Origin of the sequence: Pantoea sp. USMM079 (genome assembly GCF_037153115.1) — a bacterium.
In the GTDB taxonomy this organism is placed as follows: Bacteria; Pseudomonadota; Gammaproteobacteria; order Enterobacterales; family Enterobacteriaceae; genus Pantoea; species Pantoea communis.
The window spans coordinates 19336-37801 of the sequence record NZ_JBBCKX010000003.1 but is presented as its reverse complement, the minus strand read 5'-3'; the positions used below and the strand labels follow the sequence as shown (position 1 = coordinate 37801).

The window sequence follows — 18466 nt, the reverse complement described above, 5'->3', positions numbered from 1 at the left end:
TGAGCGCGCAGGACTATCATCATCATTCGGGATGCGGCAGATACGCAGCAACCGGAACGCTTACGGCATACTTAATCAACTGTAGACACAAAAACCGGGATGAACAGTGCGCGACCGGAGTTAACTGGCGCGGATTATGAACTGTTTGAAAAATAAACGCACCAGTTAATTCGCGGCGCGAAGCAGGTTGTTTGGGTGAGAGTGTAAAGAAAAAATTACGGGCCCGAATACAGGCCCGTTGGCAGGGTAACCGGACTAATTTCCGACTTAGTCGATGGTACGCAGCAGTTCGTTGATGCCGGTTTTCGCCAGCGTTTTAGCGTCCACTTTCTTCACAATTACGGCGCAGTACAGGCTGTAGCTACCATCTTTAGACGGCAGGTTGCCCGATACCACCACTGAACCCGCTGGCACGCGGCCGTAATGCACTTCGCCAGTTTCACGATCGTAGATTTTGGTGCTCTGACCGATGTAAACGCCCATGGAGATGACTGAACCTTCTTCCACGATCACGCCTTCAACGATTTCAGAACGTGCGCCGATGAAGCAGTTGTCTTCGATGATGGTTGGGTTAGCCTGCAGTGGCTCCAGAACACCGCCGATGCCGACGCCGCCAGACAGGTGAACGTTTTTGCCGATCTGCGCGCAAGAACCCACGGTGGCCCAGGTGTCAACCATGGTGCCTTCATCAACGTAAGCGCCGATGTTGACGTAAGAAGGCATCAGCACGGTGTTACGTGCAATGAAAGCGCCCTGACGCACGGCAGCAGGTGGGACAACGCGGAAGCCCGCATTTTTGAAGCGTGCTTCATCCCAGTTCGCGAACTTCATTGGGACTTTGTCGTAGAAACGGGTTTCTGCGCCTTCCATCACCTGGTTGTCATTGATGCGGAACGACAGCAGCACTGCTTTCTTCAGCCACTGATGCGTTACCCACTCTCCGTTGATCTTTTCAGACACGCGCAGTTCGCCGCTATCCAGCAGGCCAATAACCTGTTCGATGGCTTCACGGGTCACGCTGTCCACGCTGGCTGGCGTGATATCGGCGCGGCGCTCAAAGGCAGATTCAATAACGCTCTGTAACTGTTGCATAATAATTTCCTGAGTCTGTCATACGGGTGCCAGCGTCGCGCTGACACAGAGAATTAAGTCGATAAATCGATTGCGGTCACACTTTATCGTTTGGATTGAGGGCCTCTGTCAACCGTTGTTGCAGCACATTGCGCATTTCGACATCAAGTGCGCGCCGTTCGCTGTCCGCCAGGATGAAAAGATCCTCAACTCGTTCGCCAATCGTACTGATGCGCGCGCCGTGCAGTGACACACCGAGGTCGGCAAACACTTCCCCTACACGCGCCAGCAAGCCTGGTTGATCCAGCGCGACCAGTTCCAGATAGCTACGACGATCGGTGTGCGTCGGCAGGAAATTCACTTCGGTATCGACACTGAAGTGCTTAAGTCGTGCAGACTGGCGACGCGTGCGCGGCGGCACCCACTCGGTTTGAGTAATCGCTTGCTCCAGTGCCTGCATAATCATCGGATGACGATCGGCGGCCAGCGGACTGCCATCCGGTTCCAGCACAATAAAGGTATCCATCGCCATGCCGTCGCGGCTGGTAAAGATCTGAGCATCGTGCACGCTCAGGTTTCTGCGGTCGAGTTCACCGGCTACTGCGGCGAACAGGTGAGGGCGGTCCGGGCTCCAGATAAAGATTTCAGTCCCGCCGCGAGTGGCCTGCGGGCTGACCAGCACCAGCGGCTTTGTAAGGTCATGGTCGATCAGATGACGCGCGTGCCATGCCAGTTGATTCGGCGTGTGACGCAGGAAATAGTCAGCACGGCAGCGGCTCCAGATATGGTGCAGGCGCTCTTCGTTAAGGTTTTCCATCCGTAACAGCGCGAGAGCCTGTAAGCGATGATGACGCACGCGTTCGCGCAAGTCCGGGCTGTTTTCCATACCGCGACGCAGCTGTTTTTCGGTCGCGAAGAACAATTCACGCAGCAGGCTCTGCTTCCAGCTGTTCCACAGACTTTCGTTAGTGGCGCAGATGTCGGCCACGGTGAGACACACCAGATAACGCAGGCGGTTTTCATTCTGCATGACTTCAGCGAATTGCTGAATCACCGTCGGGTCCTGAATATCACGGCGCTGGGCGGTGACCGACATCAACAGATGATGGCGCACCAGCCAGGCCACCAACTGCGTTTCCCGCGAGTTGAGCCCGTGCAATTCGGCAAAATCAAGCGCGTCCTGCGCCCCCAGAATCGAGTGGTCACCGCCGCGCCCTTTGGCAATATCGTGCAACAAGGCAGCCATCAGCAGCAGTTCGATCTGTGGCAAACGCGGCCAGAGTTCTACACACAATGGGTGCATCGGACGCGTGGCTTCGTTGGCGAAACTTTCCAGCTTTTGCAGGACGCGAATGGTGTGCTCATCCACCGTGTAAGCATGGAACAGGTCAAACTGCATCTGGCCGACAATATTGCCCCACAGCGGCGTATACGCCCAAAGGACACTGTGGCGATGCATCGGCACCAGCGCCCGCTTCACCGCGCCCGGATGGCGCAGAATCGCCATAAAGGTGTCTCGCGCTTCGGCAATCTGGCACAGCGGCTGCTTCAGATGACGACGCGCATGGCGTAAATGACGTAGCGTGGTGGAGTAAATGCCGGTGATGCTCTCATTACGTACCATCACATAAAACATGCGCAGAATGGCCTGCGGTTCACGTTCGAACAACGTGGGGTCACGCAGATCAATCAAATTGCCGCGCAGCTGGAAATCATCATCAATGCTGCGCGGTTTCTCGGTGGTGGAGAGCGCGAGGATCGCTTCATCAAACAGCTGCAACAGCATCTGATTGAGCTCACCAATGCGGCGCGTCACCCGGTAAAAATCTTTCATCATGCGCTCAACCGGCTCATTGCCTTCGCCGAGATAGTTGAGCCGCTGTGCCACGGTGAGCTGGCGATCAAACAACAAGCGGTTGTCGTAGCGTGTGAGCGTTAAGTGCAGCGCGAAGCGAATCCGCCAGAGGAACTCCTGGCATTCATTAATTTCATTACGCTCGGCCTCCGTGATAAAGCCAAACCCCACCATCTCATCCATGGTGGTGGCACCGAAATGGCGGCGCGCCACCCACTGTAAGGTGTGGATGTCGCGCAGGCCGCCCGGGCTGCTTTTAATATCGGGTTCGAGATTGTAGCTGGTACCGTGATAGCGCTGATGACGTTCCTGCTGCTCTTCAATCTTGGCCGCGAAAAAGCGAGAGGACGGCCAGAAGCCATCGCTGAAAATGTTCTTCTGCAACTCAAGGAACAGGGCGACATCGCCTGTCAGCATGCGGGATTCGATCAGGTTGGTCGCGACAGTAAGATCGGACAACCCCTCCAGTAAACACTCTTCCAGCGTGCGCACACTGTGGCCAACTTCGAGTTTTAAATCCCACATCAGCGTCAGGAGTTCGCTGGTGCGTTGCGCGGCCGCATCATCCAGTGGCTGGCGGCTGAGTATCAAGACATCGATATCGGAGAGCGGATGCAGTTCACCACGGCCATAGCCGCCCACCGCAACCAACGCAATCTCTTTCATTTTATCGAAGCCGTAGAAACGCCACAGTCGGCGCAACAGACGATCGATAAATAGCGTGCGGGCATCAATCAGTGATTCAACGTCAGTACCGGCATCAAAGGCCATACCGAGATGCTGCTGGAATTGCTCCAGATAGAGTTTTAATTTGTCACGCGTCAGGGCTTCATCGGGCCAGCTGGCGGGGGAATCAGTCAGGCCTTTGTGTACTGCTTCGGTCACGCTACCACTCATCGACATGCCTCGTAAGCGCCATAAAAAAGGCCGGCATTATGCCGGCCTGGTACTGTCTTGAAGAACGTTACGCGTTGTTTTCGAGCACCGCAGCAATGGTGTCATCTTCACGCAGCGTAAGAATCTCACAGCCGTTTTCTGTCACCACAATAGTATGCTCATACTGCGCGGACAAGCTGCGATCTTTGGTTTTTACGGTCCAGCCATCCTTCATGGTGCGGATACGATAATCACCGGCATTGACCATCGGCTCAACGGTAAAGGTCATCCCCGCCTGCAACACCACGCCGCCGTCATCGGCATCATAGTGCAACACTTGTGGTTCTTCGTGGAAACCTTTGCCGATGCCGTGGCCGCAGTATTCACGTACCACAGAGAAATCCTGTGCTTCAACATATTGCTGAATCGCACGGCCCAGCTCACGCAGGCGGATGCCCGGTTTAACCAGACGCAGCGCAATGTAGAGGCTTTCCTGGGTGACACGGCACAAGCGCTCGCCTTGAATAGTCGGTTTGCCGACGATGAACATCTTTGAGGTATCGCCGTGATACTCGTCTTTGATCACCGTGACGTCAACGTTGACCACATCGCCATCTTTTAAAACGCGGTCATCGCTCGGGATGCCGTGGCACACCACTTCGTTAACCGAAATACACACCGATTTCGGGAAGCCGTGATAGCCAAGACAGGCTGAGATAGCCTGCTGCTTATTCGTGATGTGATCGTGGCAGAGGCGGTCGAGTTCACCTGTGGTCACACCCGGCACCACGTGCGGGGCGATCATTTCCAGCACTTCAGCAGCCAGACGGCCCGCCACGCGCATTTTTTCGATTTCTTCAGGGGTTTTGATTGAAATGGCCATTAAATAATCCGCAATTGCCGACATTTTCGACAATAATGAGTTCTGTGGCAGTCATGTTAGCAGTCAGTCATTAGGCTGCCAAATCGGGATGACTCCTCGCTCACGCTGCTAACAACTGTTGGCGTATTCCTGCGCGTTATGGTATAAAGCGCGCCGACGATTCTCTGTCACCTTCGTTTCGTTGGCTGGCAGGAAACGCATAAAACTCATTATGTGTACTAAAACACACATGTATCGACACATACGCCGGGGTGCCTTGAAAGAGGTCGGTTGTATGGGATACATGGAGGCCCAACCCCAATCATACTTTAGAGGTAATCATGGCAACTGTTTCAATGCGCGACATGCTCAAGGCTGGTGTTCACTTTGGTCACCAGACCCGTTACTGGAACCCGAAAATGAAGCCATTCATCTTCGGTGCTCGTAACAAGGTTCACATCATCAACCTTGAGAAAACTGTACCAATGTTCAACGAAGCTCTGGCTGAGTTGCAGAAGATCTCTTCACGTAAAGGCAAAATCCTTTTCGTTGGTACTAAGCGCGCTGCTGCCGAAGCGGTAAAAGAGTCAGCTCTGAGCTGCGACCAGTTCTTCGTTAACCACCGCTGGTTGGGTGGTATGCTGACCAACTGGAAAACTGTTCGTCAGTCAATCAAGCGTCTGAAAGATCTGGAAACTCAGTCTCAGGACGGTACTTTCGACAAACTGACCAAAAAAGAAGCACTGATGCGTGCTCGTGAACTGGCCAAGCTGGAAAACAGCCTGGGCGGTATCAAAGATATGGGCGGTCTGCCGGATGCACTGTTCGTTGTTGACGCTGACCACGAACACATCGCAATCAAAGAAGCAAACAACCTGGGTATCCCAGTATTTGCTATCGTTGATACCAACTCTGATCCAGATGGCGTTGATTTCGTTATCCCAGGTAACGACGATGCGATCCGTGCTGTAAGCCTGTACCTGACTGCTGTTGCGACCACCGTGCGCGAAGGCCGTTCACAGGATCTGGCTGAGCAGGCTGAAGAAGCTGCTGAAGCTTAATAAGGTTCGCTCTTTCTAAGAGCCCTTAGACATCAGATGTTATCTGTTAAGGGGGCCGCACAGGCCCCTTTTATTTATCTAAGTTTGTCACGCTTCTTTCGGGTAAGCGGGGCAGAGTAAATTTTCCGCAACAAGTTTCTGACAGTGTTAACGCACACAGAGACGAATCGAGGATTCTGGAATGGCTGAAATTACCGCTGCATTGGTAAAAGAACTGCGTGAGCGTACTGGCGCAGGCATGATGGATTGCAAAAAAGCGCTGACCGAAGCGAACGGCGACATCGAGCTGGCGATTGAGAACATGCGTAAATCTGGCGCGATCAAAGCCGCTAAGAAAGCAGGCAACGTTGCTGCTGACGGCGTGATCAAAACCAAAATCGCTGATGGTTTCGCAGTGATTCTGGAAGTTAACTGCCAGACTGACTTCGTTGCTAAAGATGCTGGTTTCCAGGCTTTCGCTGACAAAGTGCTGGATGCAGCTGTTGCTGGTAAAGTGACTGATGTTGAAGCTCTGAAAGCGCAGTTCGAAGAAGAACGCGTAGCGCTGGTTGCTAAAATCGGTGAGAACATCAACATCCGTCGTGTTGCTATCCTGGAAGGTGCTCAGCTGAACAGCTACCAGCACGGCGCACGTATCGGCGTAGTGGTTTCTACCACCGGCGCTGATGAAGAGCTGAGCAAGCAAGTTGCGATGCACGTTGCGGCAAGCAAGCCAGAATTCGTTAAGCCAGAAGACGTGTCTGCTGATGTGGTTGAGAAAGAGTACCAGGTTCAGCTGGACATCGCCATGCAGTCTGGCAAGCCTAAAGAAATCGCAGAGAAAATGGTTGAAGGCCGCATGAAGAAATTCACCGGCGAAGTTTCTCTGACCGGTCAGGCTTTCGTTATCGATCCAAGCAAAACTGTTGGCCAGGCTCTGAAAGAGAAAGGCGCAGACGTGATTAACTTCATCCGCTTCGAAGTGGGCGAAGGCATCGAGAAAGTTGAAGCTGACTTCGCAGCAGAAGTTGCTGCAATGTCCAAACAGTCTTAATGCTCCGAAAGAACCGCCGGAAGGCGGTTCTTTTTTGTCTGCGTTTTGCGTGGACCACTTTTCAGTCTCATCCCAATAGCTTTTTTCGTTCGCTAAGCGGATGATCGATCAGATTTAACTTCTCATTCATCATATCTTCCAGGAAGAATTGACCATGGCGACCAACGCAAAACCTGTATATCAACGTATCCTGCTAAAACTGAGTGGCGAAGCACTGCAAGGTGCCGAAGGTTTTGGTATTGACGCGAGCGTGCTTGACCGTATGGCGCAAGAGGTGAAAGAGCTGGTTGAGCTGGGCATCCAGGTGGGTGTGGTTATTGGTGGCGGTAACCTGTTCCGTGGCGCTGGCCTGGCACAGGCAGGCATGAATCGTGTGGTCGGCGATCACATGGGTATGCTGGCAACCGTGATGAACGGTCTGGCAATGCGAGACGCATTGCACCGTGCGTATGTTAACGCGCGTCTGATGTCCGCGATTCCGCTGAATGGCGTGTGTGATAACTACAGCTGGGCAGAAGCGATCAGCCTGCTGCGCAATAACCGCGTGGTGATTTTCGCCGCCGGTACTGGCAACCCGTTCTTTACCACTGACTCCGCCGCTTGTCTGCGTGGCATCGAAATCGAAGCCGATGTGGTATTGAAAGCGACCAAAGTTGACGGTGTTTATTCAGATGATCCGGTGAAAAACCCGGACGCGACGCTGTATGAACAGCTGACCTATGGCGAAGTACTGGATAAAGAGCTGAAAGTGATGGATCTGGCGGCCTTTACATTGGCTCGCGACCATCAACTGCCGATCCGCGTCTTCAACATGAACAAGCCTGGCGCACTGCGTCGCGTAGTGATGGGTGAAAAAGAAGGCACTCTGATTACGCATTAATACCCGACGCAAGATAAAATAAGGTATATTCTGTTGGCGCGATGCAGTGGCATCGCGCAGCTTTCAGGATGATCGATGTTTATCGATACCACTTCCGGGCTGCCCGGAAATGGCCAGGTCAAACCGAATCCAAGGGTTTTAACGTGATTAACGACATTAAAAAAGATGCCGACACGCGCATGGAAAAATGCGTGGAAGCATTCAAAAACCAAATCAGCAAAGTGCGCACCGGTCGTGCTTCGCCTTCACTGCTCGACGGCATTATGGTGCCTTACTACGGTACACCTACGCCATTGCGTCAGCTGGCTAGCGTCACGGTAGAAGATTCTCGTACGCTGAAAATCAACGTGTTTGACCGCTCACTGAGCCCGGCCGTTGAAAAAGCGATTATGGCATCTGACCTGGGTCTGAACCCAAGCTCAGCCGGTACCGATATTCGTGTGCCACTGCCAGCGCTGACCGAAGAGCGTCGTAAAGATCTGATCAAGGTCGTGCGTGGTGAAGCGGAGCAGGGGCGTGTTTCTGTTCGTAACGTGCGCCGCGATGCTAACGACAAGATCAAAGCGCTGCTGAAAGACAAAGAGATCAGCGAAGACGACGAACGTCGCTCGCAGGATGAGATCCAAAAAATGACCGATGGCTACATCAAAAATGTTGATGTCGCATTGGCCGAAAAAGAAAAGGAACTGATGGATTTCTAATTCCATCAGATTACCTATACCCAAAATAATTCAGGGTGCAGGAAGGCGGCAAGGGAATGAATCTCCAGGAGCTTACTCAGGTAAGTGACTGGGGTGATGAGCTTAGCCAACACACTTGCAACTTAAAGTATGACGGGTATAAAACGCCGTTCAGAGACGTTGTGCGACTCTGGCGGCGTTTTACATTGTGCCTGGCGCTGTTGCAGGCACGATCCACGACGTCACAGGGATAGCATGATGAAGCGATTAACTCTGCTGGGTTCCACCGGCTCGATTGGTACCAGCACACTGGCAGTCATCGCAGCCAATCCAGACTTGTACCAGGTCACCGCGTTGGTGGCGGGTCAAAACGTAGCGCTGATGGCTGAACAGTGTCAGCAATTTACCCCACGCTATGCGGCGATGTCTGATGAAGCCTCCGCACAAGCGCTGCGTGAGCGACTGAGAGCATTGAATCTTCCTACCGAAGTGCTCTCCGGCGTTCAGGCGGCTTGCGAGCTGGCGGCACTCGATGAAGTGGATCAGGTGATGGCGGCTATTGTTGGCGCCTCCGGGCTGCAGCCCACACTTGCCGCAATTCGTGCTGGCAAAACCGTTTTACTCGCGAATAAAGAGTCACTTGTCACGTGCGGCCGCCTGTTTATGGAGGCCGTGCGTCATCACAAGGCACAGCTGTTGCCGGTCGACAGCGAGCACAACGCCATTTTTCAGAGTTTACCCGCTTCCATACAGCATCAGTTGGGGTACGCTGATCTGCGAGAGAATGGCATTGATTCTATTCTCCTTACGGGATCGGGTGGTCCTTTTCGTGACACGCCATTAGCGGATTTGGCCGCTATGTCGCCGGATCAAGCGTGTGCACATCCGAACTGGTCAATGGGGCGTAAAATCTCCGTCGATTCGGCCACCATGATGAATAAAGGTCTTGAATACATTGAAGCCCGCTGGCTATTTAATGCCACTGACGCACAGATGGAAGTCATCCTGCATCCGCAGTCGGTGATTCACTCCATGGTGCGTTACTGCGATGGCAGTGTGCTGGCGCAGCTGGGATCGCCTGATATGCGAACCCCTATCGCGCACAGCATGGCATGGCCAGCACGTATTTCGGCCGGCGTAACGCCACTCGATTTCACGCGAATGAAGTCACTGACGTTTGCTGAGCCGGACTATGAGCGCTATCCCTGCCTGAAGCTGGCAATCGATGCTTGCTCAACAGGGCAGGCCGCCACCACCACGCTGAATGCGGCAAACGAAGTGGCCGTTGCGGCATTTCTGCAGCATCAGATTCGCTTTACCGACATCGCCGCCATCAACAGCGAAGTGCTGGCGTCCCTGATATGCCAGGAGCCGGGCAGCATTGAGGATGTGATGGAGATCGATCGGTTAGCGCGTATCTGTGCCACAGAATTGCTACCACGCTTTCGTTTAGCAGGTTGATACTTCCCGCTATTTGTTCGCTCAGGGTGAAAATGGTATAGTCGCTCGCTCGCGTTTTTCGGCCCGACATTGTTTCGATGTCATCTGGTAGCGATGCCGGGGTTTGCCGCAGGCGCAATGTATTCAGAAACCACAGCATTTCTGATGAAAGGAATTATTACGCGTTATGTCGTCCAACAATCACAACACAATCGATGACGAGTCGTACTGCACGCCACGTCACGTGGCCATCATTATGGATGGTAATGGTCGCTGGGCAAAAAATCAGGGCAAACTGCGTATTTCAGGCCACAAAGCCGGGGTAAAATCAGTACGCCGGGCCGTCAGCTTTGCGGTCAGCCATAAACTGGAAGCGCTCACGCTCTATGCGTTCAGCAGTGAAAACTGGAGCCGACCGGTACAGGAAGTGACGGCCTTAATGGAATTGTTTGTCTGGGCGCTCGACAGCGAAGTCAAAAGCCTGCACAAGCATAACGTGCGTCTGCGCGTGATTGGCGATATCAGTCGTTTCAATAATCGTATTCAGGAACGCATTCGTCGCGCCGAGGAACTGACTCAGCAAAATAATGGACTCACCCTCAACATTGCTGCCAACTATGGTGGCCGTTGGGATATTATCCAGGGTGCCAGAAAACTGGCTGAACAGGTTCAGGAAGGTTTATTACGTCCTGACCAGATAACCGAAGAAAGTCTGGCTCCCTATCTGTGTATGCAGGAGCTGGCGCCGGTGGATTTAGTGATAAGGACCGGGGGAGAGCATCGGATTAGCAACTTCCTGCTGTGGCAGATCGCCTATGCTGAGTTTTGGTTTACCGATGTTCTTTGGCCTGATTTTGATGAACACGTTTTTGAAGGTGCACTGAATGCATTCTCTTCGCGGGAGCGACGCTTTGGCGGCGCGGCACCAGGCGGCGCCTGAGCAATCTGGGGGTAACCTTTGCTGAAGTCTCGTCTGATCACCGCGTTTATTCTGATTCCGCTGGTGATCGCTGCTCTGTTTTGGTTACCGCTGTCCGGATTTGCGATTACCACTATCATCATCTGTATGCTTGCCGCCTGGGAATGGGGGCAGCTGGCGGGTATGAAGACACGTCAGCAGCGTATCTGGCTCGCCGTGTTATGCGGTTTATTGCTCTCAGTGATGCTGTTCACCCTGCAACCCTATCAACGCAATCTGCACCAGTTCCAGATGGAGGGCTCACTTTGGGCCGCGCTGGGATGGTGGATTGTCGCCCTGTTTCTCGTGCTGTTTTATCCTGCCTCTGCAGCGTTGTGGCGCACTTCGCGCCCACTCCGCGTGTTATTCGGCATCCTGACCGTGATTCCCTTCTTCTGGGGCATGATGGCGCTGCGCCAGTATCATTACGACACCGATCACTTTGCGGGAGCATGGTGGTTGCTGTTTGTGATGCTGCTGGTCTGGGGCGCAGATTCTGGCGCTTACATGTTTGGCCGTTTGTTTGGTAAACATAAGCTGGCGCCAAAAGTGTCACCGGGTAAAACCTGGGAAGGCTTCTTTGGCGGCCTGCTGTCATCCGCGATTATCGCCTGGCTGTTTGCGCTGCTGGCTCCGCTTTCTGTGGCGCCGGGTACGCTGATTATCTGTGCCGTTATTGCTACGCTGGCTTCGGTTCTGGGGGATCTGACCGAGAGCATGTTCAAACGTGAAGCGGGCATCAAAGACAGCGGTAACTTGATTCCGGGTCACGGTGGTATCCTCGATCGTATCGACAGCCTGACCGCTGCGGTGCCGGTTTTTGCCTGCCTGCTGCTGCTGGTGTTCCGCACCCTCTGAGGATTAGCGACAATGTTGAGCATACTCTGGAGTTTTGTCGCCTTTATCGTGGCACTTGGCGTACTGATCACCGTGCACGAATTCGGCCACTTTTGGGTCGCCCGCCGCTGCGGTGTCAAAGTCGAACGTTTCTCGATTGGCTTTGGCAAAGCGTTGTGGCGTCGTAGCGATCGTCAGGGCACGGAATACGTCATTGCCCTGATCCCGCTTGGCGGCTACGTCAAAATGCTCGACGAACGCGTAGAGAGCGTTCCCGCTGAACTCCGCCATCAGGCCTTCAACAATAAAACTGTGCTGCAGCGTGCTTCGATCATTGCGGCCGGCCCCATTGCTAACTTCATCTTTGCCGTCTTCGCTTATTGGGTCGTCTTTATCCACGGCGTTCCCGGTGTGCGTCCGGTTGTTGGCGAAATTCTGAACGGTTCCGTCGCGGCTGAAGCGCAAATTACCTCCGGTATGGAACTTAAAGCGGTAGATGGTATCGAAACGCCTGATTGGGATGCAGTGCGCATGGCGCTGATCGGAAAAATCGGCGACAGCAGTACCACGCTTACCGTCTCGCAATTCGGTGAAGATGCCACGCAGCAGAAGCAGGTCGATTTGCGCGAATGGCAGTTCGAACCGGATAAACAGGACCCGGTTGTGGCATTAGGGATTCGTCCTCGTGGGCCACAAATCGAAACGACCTTAGCTGAAGTGCAGGCAAATTCGCCGGCCAGCGCTGCCGGTTTGCAAGCAGGCGACAGGATCGTTAAAGTCGATGGTCAGCCGTTAACACAATGGCAGGCTTTTGCGGCGCAGGTACGCGATAATCCGCGCAAAAACATGGCGCTGGATGTGGAACGTAACGGCGAACTCGTGGCGTTGACGTTAACGCCAGAAGCGAAACCGGGCAATGAAGCGGAAGGCTTTGCGGGAGTGATTCCGCGCGTCATTCCGCTGCCGGATGAGTATAAAACGGTTAGGCAGTATGGGCCCTTTGCCGCTATCGGTGAAGCCAGTGTCAAAACCTGGCAACTGATGAAGTTAACGGTCTCAATGCTGGGCAAGTTGATTACCGGGGATGTGAAGCTGAATAATCTGAGCGGGCCAATTTCGATTGCGCAAGGTGCAGGGTTATCAGCGGAATACGGGGTGATTTATTATCTGATGTTCCTGGCGCTGATCAGCGTCAATCTGGGGATCATCAACCTGTTCCCTCTGCCGGTATTAGATGGTGGACATCTGCTCTTTCTGGCGATCGAAAAGATCAAAGGTGGACCGGTGTCCGAGCGAGTTCAGGACTTCAGTTATCGCATTGGCTCAATTCTGCTGGTGTTATTAATGGGGCTTGCACTTTTCAATGATTTCTCACGTCTGTAATAGCTGGACTGCGGACAGGCGCGGGATGTGTTAGGAAAACGCATAACAACGATGGCGATGAAAAAGTTGCTCATAGCGTCGCTGCTGTTTAGCAGCGCCACCGTTTACGGTGCAGACGATTTCGTAGTGAAGGACATTCATTTCGAAGGTCTCCAGCGAGTCGCCGTCGGCGCGGCTCTGCTCAGCATGCCCGTACGTGTCGGTGATACCATTTCTGACGATGACGTCAGAAACACCATTCGCTCTCTGTTCGCCACCGGTAACTTTGAAGATGTTCAGGTTCTGCGTGATGGAACAACCCTGATTGTTCAGGTGAAAGAGCGTCCGACCATTGCCAGCATCACTTTCTCCGGCAACAAAGCGGTGAAAGAAGATCAGCTGAAGCAGAACCTTGAAGCTTCTGGTGTGCGCGTCGGTGAAGCACTCGACCGCACCACGCTTTCTTCGATTGAGAAGGGCCTGGAAGACTTCTACTACAGCGTCGGTAAATACACCGCCAGCGTGAAAGCGATTGCGACACCGCTGCCCCGTAACCGCGTGGATCTGAAATTCGTCTTCCAGGAAGGCGTGTCTGCTCAGATTCAGCAGATCAACATCGTTGGCAACAAAGCCTTTAGCTCTGACGAATTGATCTCGCGCTTCTCACTGCGTGATGAAGTGCCATGGTGGAACGTGGTTGGCGATCGTAAATACCAGAAACAAAAGCTGGCCGGGGATCTTGAGACCCTGCGTAGCTTCTATCTGGATCGCGGTTATGCGCGCTTCAACATCGATTCCACTCAGGTGAGCCTGACGCCAGATAAAAAAGGCATCTACATCACTGTGAACATCAACGAAGGCGATCAGTATAAGATTGCCGGCGTGATCGTGAACGGCAGCATGGCGGGCCACTCTGCGGAAATCGAAAAGATGACGCGTATTCCATCGGGTGAGCTGTACAACGGCACCAAAGTCACCCAGATGGAAGACGACATCAAAAAACTGCTGGGTCGTTATGGCTATGCCTATCCGCGTGTGGTGACACAACCGGAAATTAACGATGCAGACAAAACCGTTAAACTGCATATCAATGTGGATGCCGGTAACCGTTATTACGTGCGTAAAGTGCGCTTCGAAGGTAACGATACGTCGAAAGATTCCGTGCTGCGCCGTGAGATGCGTCAGATGGAAGGCGCATGGTTGGGCAGCGACCTGGTTGATCAGGGTAAAGAGCGTCTGAACCGTACCGGTTACTTTGAAACCGTTGATGTGGACACCCAGCGCGTGCCAGGTTCTCCGGACCAGGTCGATGTCGTCTACAAGGTGAAAGAGCGTAACACCGGTACCTTCAACTTTGGTGTAGGTTACGGTACTGAAAGTGGCGTCAGCTTCCAGGTGGGTGTGACCCAGGAAAACTGGCTCGGTACCGGTAATACCGTTGGCATCAGCGGTACTAAAAACGATTACCAGACCTACGCTGAATTCTCACTGACCGATCCGTACTTCACGGTTGACGGTGTAAGCCTGGGTGGCCGCGTATTCTATAACGACTTTAAAGCGGACGATGCTGACCTGTCAGACTACACCAACAGAAGTTATGGTGTGGACGGCACGTTGGGCTTCCCGGTTAACGAAAACAACACATTGCGTGTGGGCCTGGGTTATGTGCATAACGACCTGTCCAACATGCAGCCGCAGGTTGCGATGTGGCGTTATCTGGACTCGGTTGGACGCCATCAGGGTCTGAATGATGATGGTGATTTCTCAGCAGATGATTTCACCTTCAACTACGGTTGGACGTATAACACCCTGGACCGTGGATTCTTCCCAACCAAGGGTAACCGTACCAACCTGAACGGCAAAGTGACCATTCCGGGTTCTGACAACGCCTTCTACAAAGCGACGTTGGATAGCCAGCAGTACGTGCCGCTGAATCGTGATGGCACCTGGGTGGTGCTGGGACGTGGCCGTGTCGGATATGGTGACGGGCTCGGTGGAAAAGAGATGCCGTTCTATGAGAACTTCTACGGCGGTGGTTCAAGTACGGTTCGTGGCTTCCAGTCCAATACCATTGGTCCGAAAGCGGCTTATCTGAATGACGGCTCATCAACCTGTACGCTGACAGATCCAAACGGTATCTGTAAGTCAGATGATGCGGTGGGTGGTAACGCGATGGCCATTGCCAGCCTTGAGCTGATCACACCAACGCCGTTCCTGAGCGAGAAATACGCTAACTCAGTTCGTACTTCGGTGTTTATGGACGCCGGTACCGTCTGGGATACCAAATGGCAGAACACCGCAGAAACGCGTGCGGCGGGCATTCCGGACTACAGCGATCCGAATAACATTCGTGTCTCTGCGGGTGTTGCCCTGCAATGGATGTCGCCATTAGGTCCGCTGGTATTCTCATATGCTCAGCCGATGAAGAAAGTCGAGGGAGACAAGTCAGAGCAGTTCCAGTTTAACATTGGTAAAACCTGGTAAGGCTCTGAACAAGGAAGTGAAAATACCGTCTTGCATCCGTGTCGCGCATGAGCGTGACACGCTGCAAACACACACGTTGAGGTAAGGAGTTTATAGTGAAAAAGTTGTTCTGTGCTGCTGCTCTGGGTGTTGCATTAGCTGCTTCTGCGGGTGCCCAGGCGGCCGATAAAATCGCCGTCGTGAACCTGAGCCAGGTTTTCCAGCAATCTCCGCAGCGTGCCGCTGTTGCTAAACAGCTTGAGGGTGAGTTCTCAAGCCGTGCTTCTGACCTCCAGGCGCAGCAGCAGAAAATCCAGGGCGAAATCCAGGATCTGCAGCGTAATGCGTCAACCATGAAGGCCAGCGACCGCACCAAGAAAGAGAAGCAGATTGCTTCTGAGCGTGCTGCTTTTGAACAGAAAGCGCAGGCTTTCGACAAAGACAACCAGACTCGTCAGATGCAGGAGCGTAACAAGCTGCTGGCTAAAATCCAGACCGCTGTTCAGTCTGTAGCGAAAAGCGATGGTTACGATCTGGTGCTGGATTCTCAGGCCGTTCTGTACTCCTCTGCTGATGCTAAAGACATTACTGCTGACGTTGTAAAACAGGTTAAATAATTGATGTCATCAATTCGACTGGCTGATTTAGCCCAGCAGTTGGATGCAGAATTGCACGGAGATGGCGATATCGCCATCTCCGGCATTGCTTCTATGCAATCCGCCACCACTGGTCAAATCACTTTTCTTGCAAACAGCCGCTACCGCGAGCAGCTCGCTCATATCCAGGCTTCAGCCGTGGTGCTGACGGAAGCGGATCTGGAGTGGTGTAAAACCGCTGCCCTGGTGGTGAAAAATCCTTACTTAACGTACGCTCGCATGGCACAACTGCTGGACACAACGCCGCAGCCCGCGCAGAATATCGCGCCCAGTGCGGTGATCGATCCGACAGCGACGCTGGGTAAGAACGTTTCGGTGGGCGCGAATGCGGTGATCGAGTCTGGCGTTGAGCTGGGCGACGACGTCGTGATTGGCGCAGGATGTTTTGTCGGTAAACAGACGCGTATCGGTCGCGGCTCACGTTTGTGGGCTAACGTGACGATTTACCATGAGATCGAGATTGGTCAGGATTGTCTGATTCAGTCGGGTACCGTGATCGGTGCCGATGGTTTCGGGTATGCTAACGACCGTGGCAATTGGGTGAAAATTCCACAGCTGGGAACCGTGGTAATTGGTGATCGCGTTGAAATTGGTGCTTGTACCACCATCGATCGCGGTGCACTGGATAACACTCTGATCGGCAATGGTGTTATCATAGACAACCAGTGTCAGATTGCGCACAACGTTGTGATTGGAGATAACACGGCCGTTGCGGGCGGTGTGATCATGGCGGGTAGTCTGAAGATTGGACGTTATTGTATGATTGGCGGCGCCAGCGTCATTAACGGCCATATGGAAATCTGTGACAAAGTGACCGTAACGGGCATGGGCATGGTAATGCGCCCGATCACAGAGCCTGGGGTATACTCATCGGGTATCCCACTGCAACCCAACAAAACCTGGCGTAAAACGGCAGCGCTGGTGATGAATATCGATGAAATAAGCAAACGCTTAAAAGCCATCGAACGTAAGGTCGGCAAAGACGACTAAACGCATCGCTCGCGACCCGCTTTCATAATAAAGCAGCGTGCCTTTTTACAACTTCGGCTTAACCCGAAAGCGTTAGAAGGTCTCTCAGGAAAGCGTTACGCCACCGAACTGATTTGCGGCCTGCGGAGGATCATTTTGATCTGTGCAGGCCGTGTTATTATTGCCATCAGATTTTTTAGGACAGGAAGAGTATTTTGACAACTGAAACGCATACTCTGAAAATCGAAGAGATTTTAGAACTGCTGCCGCACCGCTATCCGTTCTTGCTGGTTGACCGCGTGCTGGAATTTGAAGAGCATAAATATCTGCGTGCGGTGAAGAACGTTTCTGTTAATGAACCGTTTTTCCAGGGACACTTCCCTGGTAAGCCGATTTTCCCAGGCGTTCTGATTCTGGAAGCAATGGCGCAGGCAACCGGTATTCTGGCGTTCAAAAGCGTTGGAAAACTGGAACCCGGCGAGCTGTACTACTTCGCCGGTATCGACGAAGCCCGCTTCAAACGTCCAGTGGTACCGGGCGATCAGATGATCATGGAAGTGACCTTCGAGAAAACTCGTCGTGGTCTGACGCGCTTCAAAGGCGTGGCAACTGTAGACGGCAAGATTGTCTGTGAAGCGACCATGATGTGTGCCCGTAGCCGGGAGGCATAATTAGTGATTGATTCAACCGCCAATATTCATCCCAGTTCCGTTATTGAAGAAGGTGCCGTCATCGGCGCCAATGTTCACATCGGCCCGTTCTGCTTTGTCGGCGCTAACGTGGAAATTGGTGAAGGTACGGTGCTCAAATCGCACGTGGTGGTGAACGGCCACACGCGTATCGGCAAAGACAATCAGATCTATCAGTTTGCTTCGATTGGTGAAGTGAACCAGGATCTGAAATATGCTGGTGAGCCGACCCGTGTTGAAATCGGCGATCGCAACCGCATCCGCGAGAGTGTGACTATTCACCGTGGCACCACGCAGGGTGGCAACCTCACTAAAGTCGGCAGTGATAACCTGCTGATGGTCAATGCGCATATCGCGCATGATTGCGTCATTGGTAACCGTTGCATCTTTGCCAACAACGCCACGCTGGGTGGCCATGTCACCGTGGATGATTTCGCGATTATCGGCGGGATGACGGCAGTCCACCAGTGGTGCACCATTGGTGCACACGTTATGGTTGGCGGTTGTTCAGGCGTCGCGCAGGATGTCCCACCGTACGTTATTGCGCAGGGCAACCACGCGACACCGTTCGGTATCAACATCGAAGGCCTCAAACGCCGTGGCTTTAGCAAAGAAGCACTGCACGCGATTCGCAATGCGTACAAACTGCTGTATCGCAGTGGTAAAACGCTGGATGAAGTGAAACCAGAGATTGAAGAGCTGGCAAAACAACACAGCGAAGTGCAGCCTTTCTATGACTTCTTTGCCCGTTCGACGCGTGGATTGATTCGTTAA

General features: G+C 53.1%; 16 protein-coding genes. 13 read left to right on the top strand and 3 right to left on the bottom strand.

Going from position 1 to position 18466, the window contains the following annotated elements; genetic code table 11:
* Positions 1–267: 267 nt before the first annotated feature.
* The 3 genes from dapD to map all read right to left on the bottom strand — a co-directional run bounded on the left by dapD (position 268) and on the right by map (position 4685).
* Positions 268–1092: a 2,3,4,5-tetrahydropyridine-2,6-dicarboxylate N-succinyltransferase gene (gene dapD / locus WFP70_RS06805; RefSeq protein ID WP_038648942.1), complete on the bottom strand. Its 825-nt coding sequence runs from the start codon at positions 1090–1092 to the stop codon at positions 268–270.
* 76 nt (positions 1093–1168) lie between these two features.
* On the bottom strand, positions 1169–3823 hold the full coding sequence (gene glnD / locus WFP70_RS06800; protein ID WP_337023053.1) for a bifunctional uridylyltransferase/uridylyl-removing protein GlnD: 2655 nt from the start codon (positions 3821–3823) through the stop codon (positions 1169–1171).
* A 67-nt stretch (positions 3824–3890) separates the two neighbouring features.
* A complete protein-coding gene (map, locus tag WFP70_RS06795; RefSeq protein ID WP_034829494.1) occupies positions 3891–4685 on the bottom strand; it encodes a type I methionyl aminopeptidase in 795 nt (264 codons plus the stop codon).
* 320 nt (positions 4686–5005) lie between these two features.
* Between map and rpsB the strand changes: the two genes are divergently transcribed.
* The 13 genes from rpsB (at position 5006) to lpxA (ending at position 18466) form a co-directional block, all read left to right on the top strand.
* On the top strand, positions 5006–5725 hold the full coding sequence (gene rpsB / locus WFP70_RS06790; protein WP_034829491.1) for a 30S ribosomal protein S2: 720 nt from the start codon (positions 5006–5008) through the stop codon (positions 5723–5725).
* A gap of 181 nt (positions 5726–5906) precedes the next feature.
* Positions 5907–6758 carry a translation elongation factor Ts gene (tsf, locus tag WFP70_RS06785; RefSeq protein ID WP_034829489.1) on the top strand — a complete coding sequence of 284 codons (852 nt, stop codon included), beginning with the start codon at positions 5907–5909 and terminating at the stop codon, positions 6756–6758.
* A 154-nt stretch (positions 6759–6912) separates the two neighbouring features.
* Entirely contained in the window at positions 6913–7638 is a 726-nt protein-coding gene (pyrH, locus tag WFP70_RS06780; RefSeq protein ID WP_034829488.1) for a UMP kinase, read from the top strand.
* Between the two features lie 143 nt (positions 7639–7781).
* On the top strand, positions 7782–8339 hold the full coding sequence (frr, locus tag WFP70_RS06775) for a ribosome recycling factor (protein WP_034829486.1): 558 nt from the start codon (positions 7782–7784) through the stop codon (positions 8337–8339).
* Between the two features lie 237 nt (positions 8340–8576).
* The gene (gene ispC / locus WFP70_RS06770) at positions 8577–9779 is read left to right on the top strand and encodes a 1-deoxy-D-xylulose-5-phosphate reductoisomerase (RefSeq protein ID WP_176505770.1); all 1203 of its coding nucleotides are present in this window, start codon (positions 8577–8579) and stop codon (positions 9777–9779) included.
* Between the two features lie 166 nt (positions 9780–9945).
* Complete coding sequence (gene ispU, locus WFP70_RS06765; protein WP_034829480.1) at positions 9946–10698, top strand: (2E,6E)-farnesyl-diphosphate-specific ditrans,polycis-undecaprenyl-diphosphate synthase; 753 nt, start codon at positions 9946–9948, stop codon at positions 10696–10698.
* An 18-nt stretch (positions 10699–10716) separates the two neighbouring features.
* Entirely contained in the window at positions 10717–11574 is an 858-nt protein-coding gene (gene cdsA, locus WFP70_RS06760; protein WP_034829478.1) for a phosphatidate cytidylyltransferase, read from the top strand.
* Between the two features lie 12 nt (positions 11575–11586).
* Positions 11587–12936, top strand: coding sequence for a sigma E protease regulator RseP (gene rseP, locus WFP70_RS06755; protein ID WP_038648921.1), 1350 nt, complete (start codon positions 11587–11589; stop codon positions 12934–12936).
* A gap of 51 nt (positions 12937–12987) precedes the next feature.
* Positions 12988–15399 (top strand): outer membrane protein assembly factor BamA, encoded by a 2412-nt coding sequence (gene bamA, locus WFP70_RS06750; RefSeq protein ID WP_337023052.1) that lies wholly within the window; start codon positions 12988–12990, stop codon positions 15397–15399.
* Between the two features lie 95 nt (positions 15400–15494).
* Positions 15495–15995: an OmpH family outer membrane protein gene (locus tag WFP70_RS06745; protein ID WP_034829472.1), complete on the top strand. Its 501-nt coding sequence runs from the start codon at positions 15495–15497 to the stop codon at positions 15993–15995.
* 3 nt (positions 15996–15998) lie between these two features.
* A complete protein-coding gene (gene lpxD, locus WFP70_RS06740) occupies positions 15999–17024 on the top strand; it encodes a UDP-3-O-(3-hydroxymyristoyl)glucosamine N-acyltransferase (RefSeq protein WP_045813806.1) in 1026 nt (341 codons plus the stop codon).
* Positions 17025–17218: 194 nt separating this feature from the next.
* Positions 17219–17674: a 3-hydroxyacyl-ACP dehydratase FabZ gene (fabZ, locus tag WFP70_RS06735; protein ID WP_013507953.1), complete on the top strand. Its 456-nt coding sequence runs from the start codon at positions 17219–17221 to the stop codon at positions 17672–17674.
* Positions 17675–17677: 3 nt separating this feature from the next.
* A complete protein-coding gene (gene lpxA, locus WFP70_RS06730; RefSeq protein WP_034829465.1) occupies positions 17678–18466 on the top strand; it encodes an acyl-ACP--UDP-N-acetylglucosamine O-acyltransferase in 789 nt (262 codons plus the stop codon).

Bases quoted from the DNA above. Each gene is read 5' to 3' on its own strand.
- map (WP_034829494.1), bottom strand. From the start codon at position 4,685: ATGGCCATTTCAATCAAAACCCCTGAAGAAATCGAAAAAATGCGCGTG.
- pyrH (WP_034829488.1), top strand. From the start codon at position 6,913: ATGGCGACCAACGCAAAACCTGTATATCAACGTATCCTGCTAAAACTG.
- dapD (WP_038648942.1), bottom strand. From the start codon at position 1,092: ATGCAACAGTTACAGAGCGTTATTGAATCTGCCTTTGAGCGCCGCGCC.
- lpxD (WP_045813806.1), top strand. From the start codon at position 15,999: ATGTCATCAATTCGACTGGCTGATTTAGCCCAGCAGTTGGATGCAGAA.
- ispC (WP_176505770.1), top strand. From the start codon at position 8,577: ATGAAGCGATTAACTCTGCTGGGTTCCACCGGCTCGATTGGTACCAGC.
- ispU (WP_034829480.1), top strand. From the start codon at position 9,946: ATGTCGTCCAACAATCACAACACAATCGATGACGAGTCGTACTGCACG.
- glnD (WP_337023053.1), bottom strand. From the start codon at position 3,823: ATGAGTGGTAGCGTGACCGAAGCAGTACACAAAGGCCTGACTGATTCC.
- tsf (WP_034829489.1), top strand. From the start codon at position 5,907: ATGGCTGAAATTACCGCTGCATTGGTAAAAGAACTGCGTGAGCGTACT.
- rseP (WP_038648921.1), top strand. From the start codon at position 11,587: ATGTTGAGCATACTCTGGAGTTTTGTCGCCTTTATCGTGGCACTTGGC.
- rpsB (WP_034829491.1), top strand. From the start codon at position 5,006: ATGGCAACTGTTTCAATGCGCGACATGCTCAAGGCTGGTGTTCACTTT.
- bamA (WP_337023052.1), top strand. From the start codon at position 12,988: ATGGCGATGAAAAAGTTGCTCATAGCGTCGCTGCTGTTTAGCAGCGCC.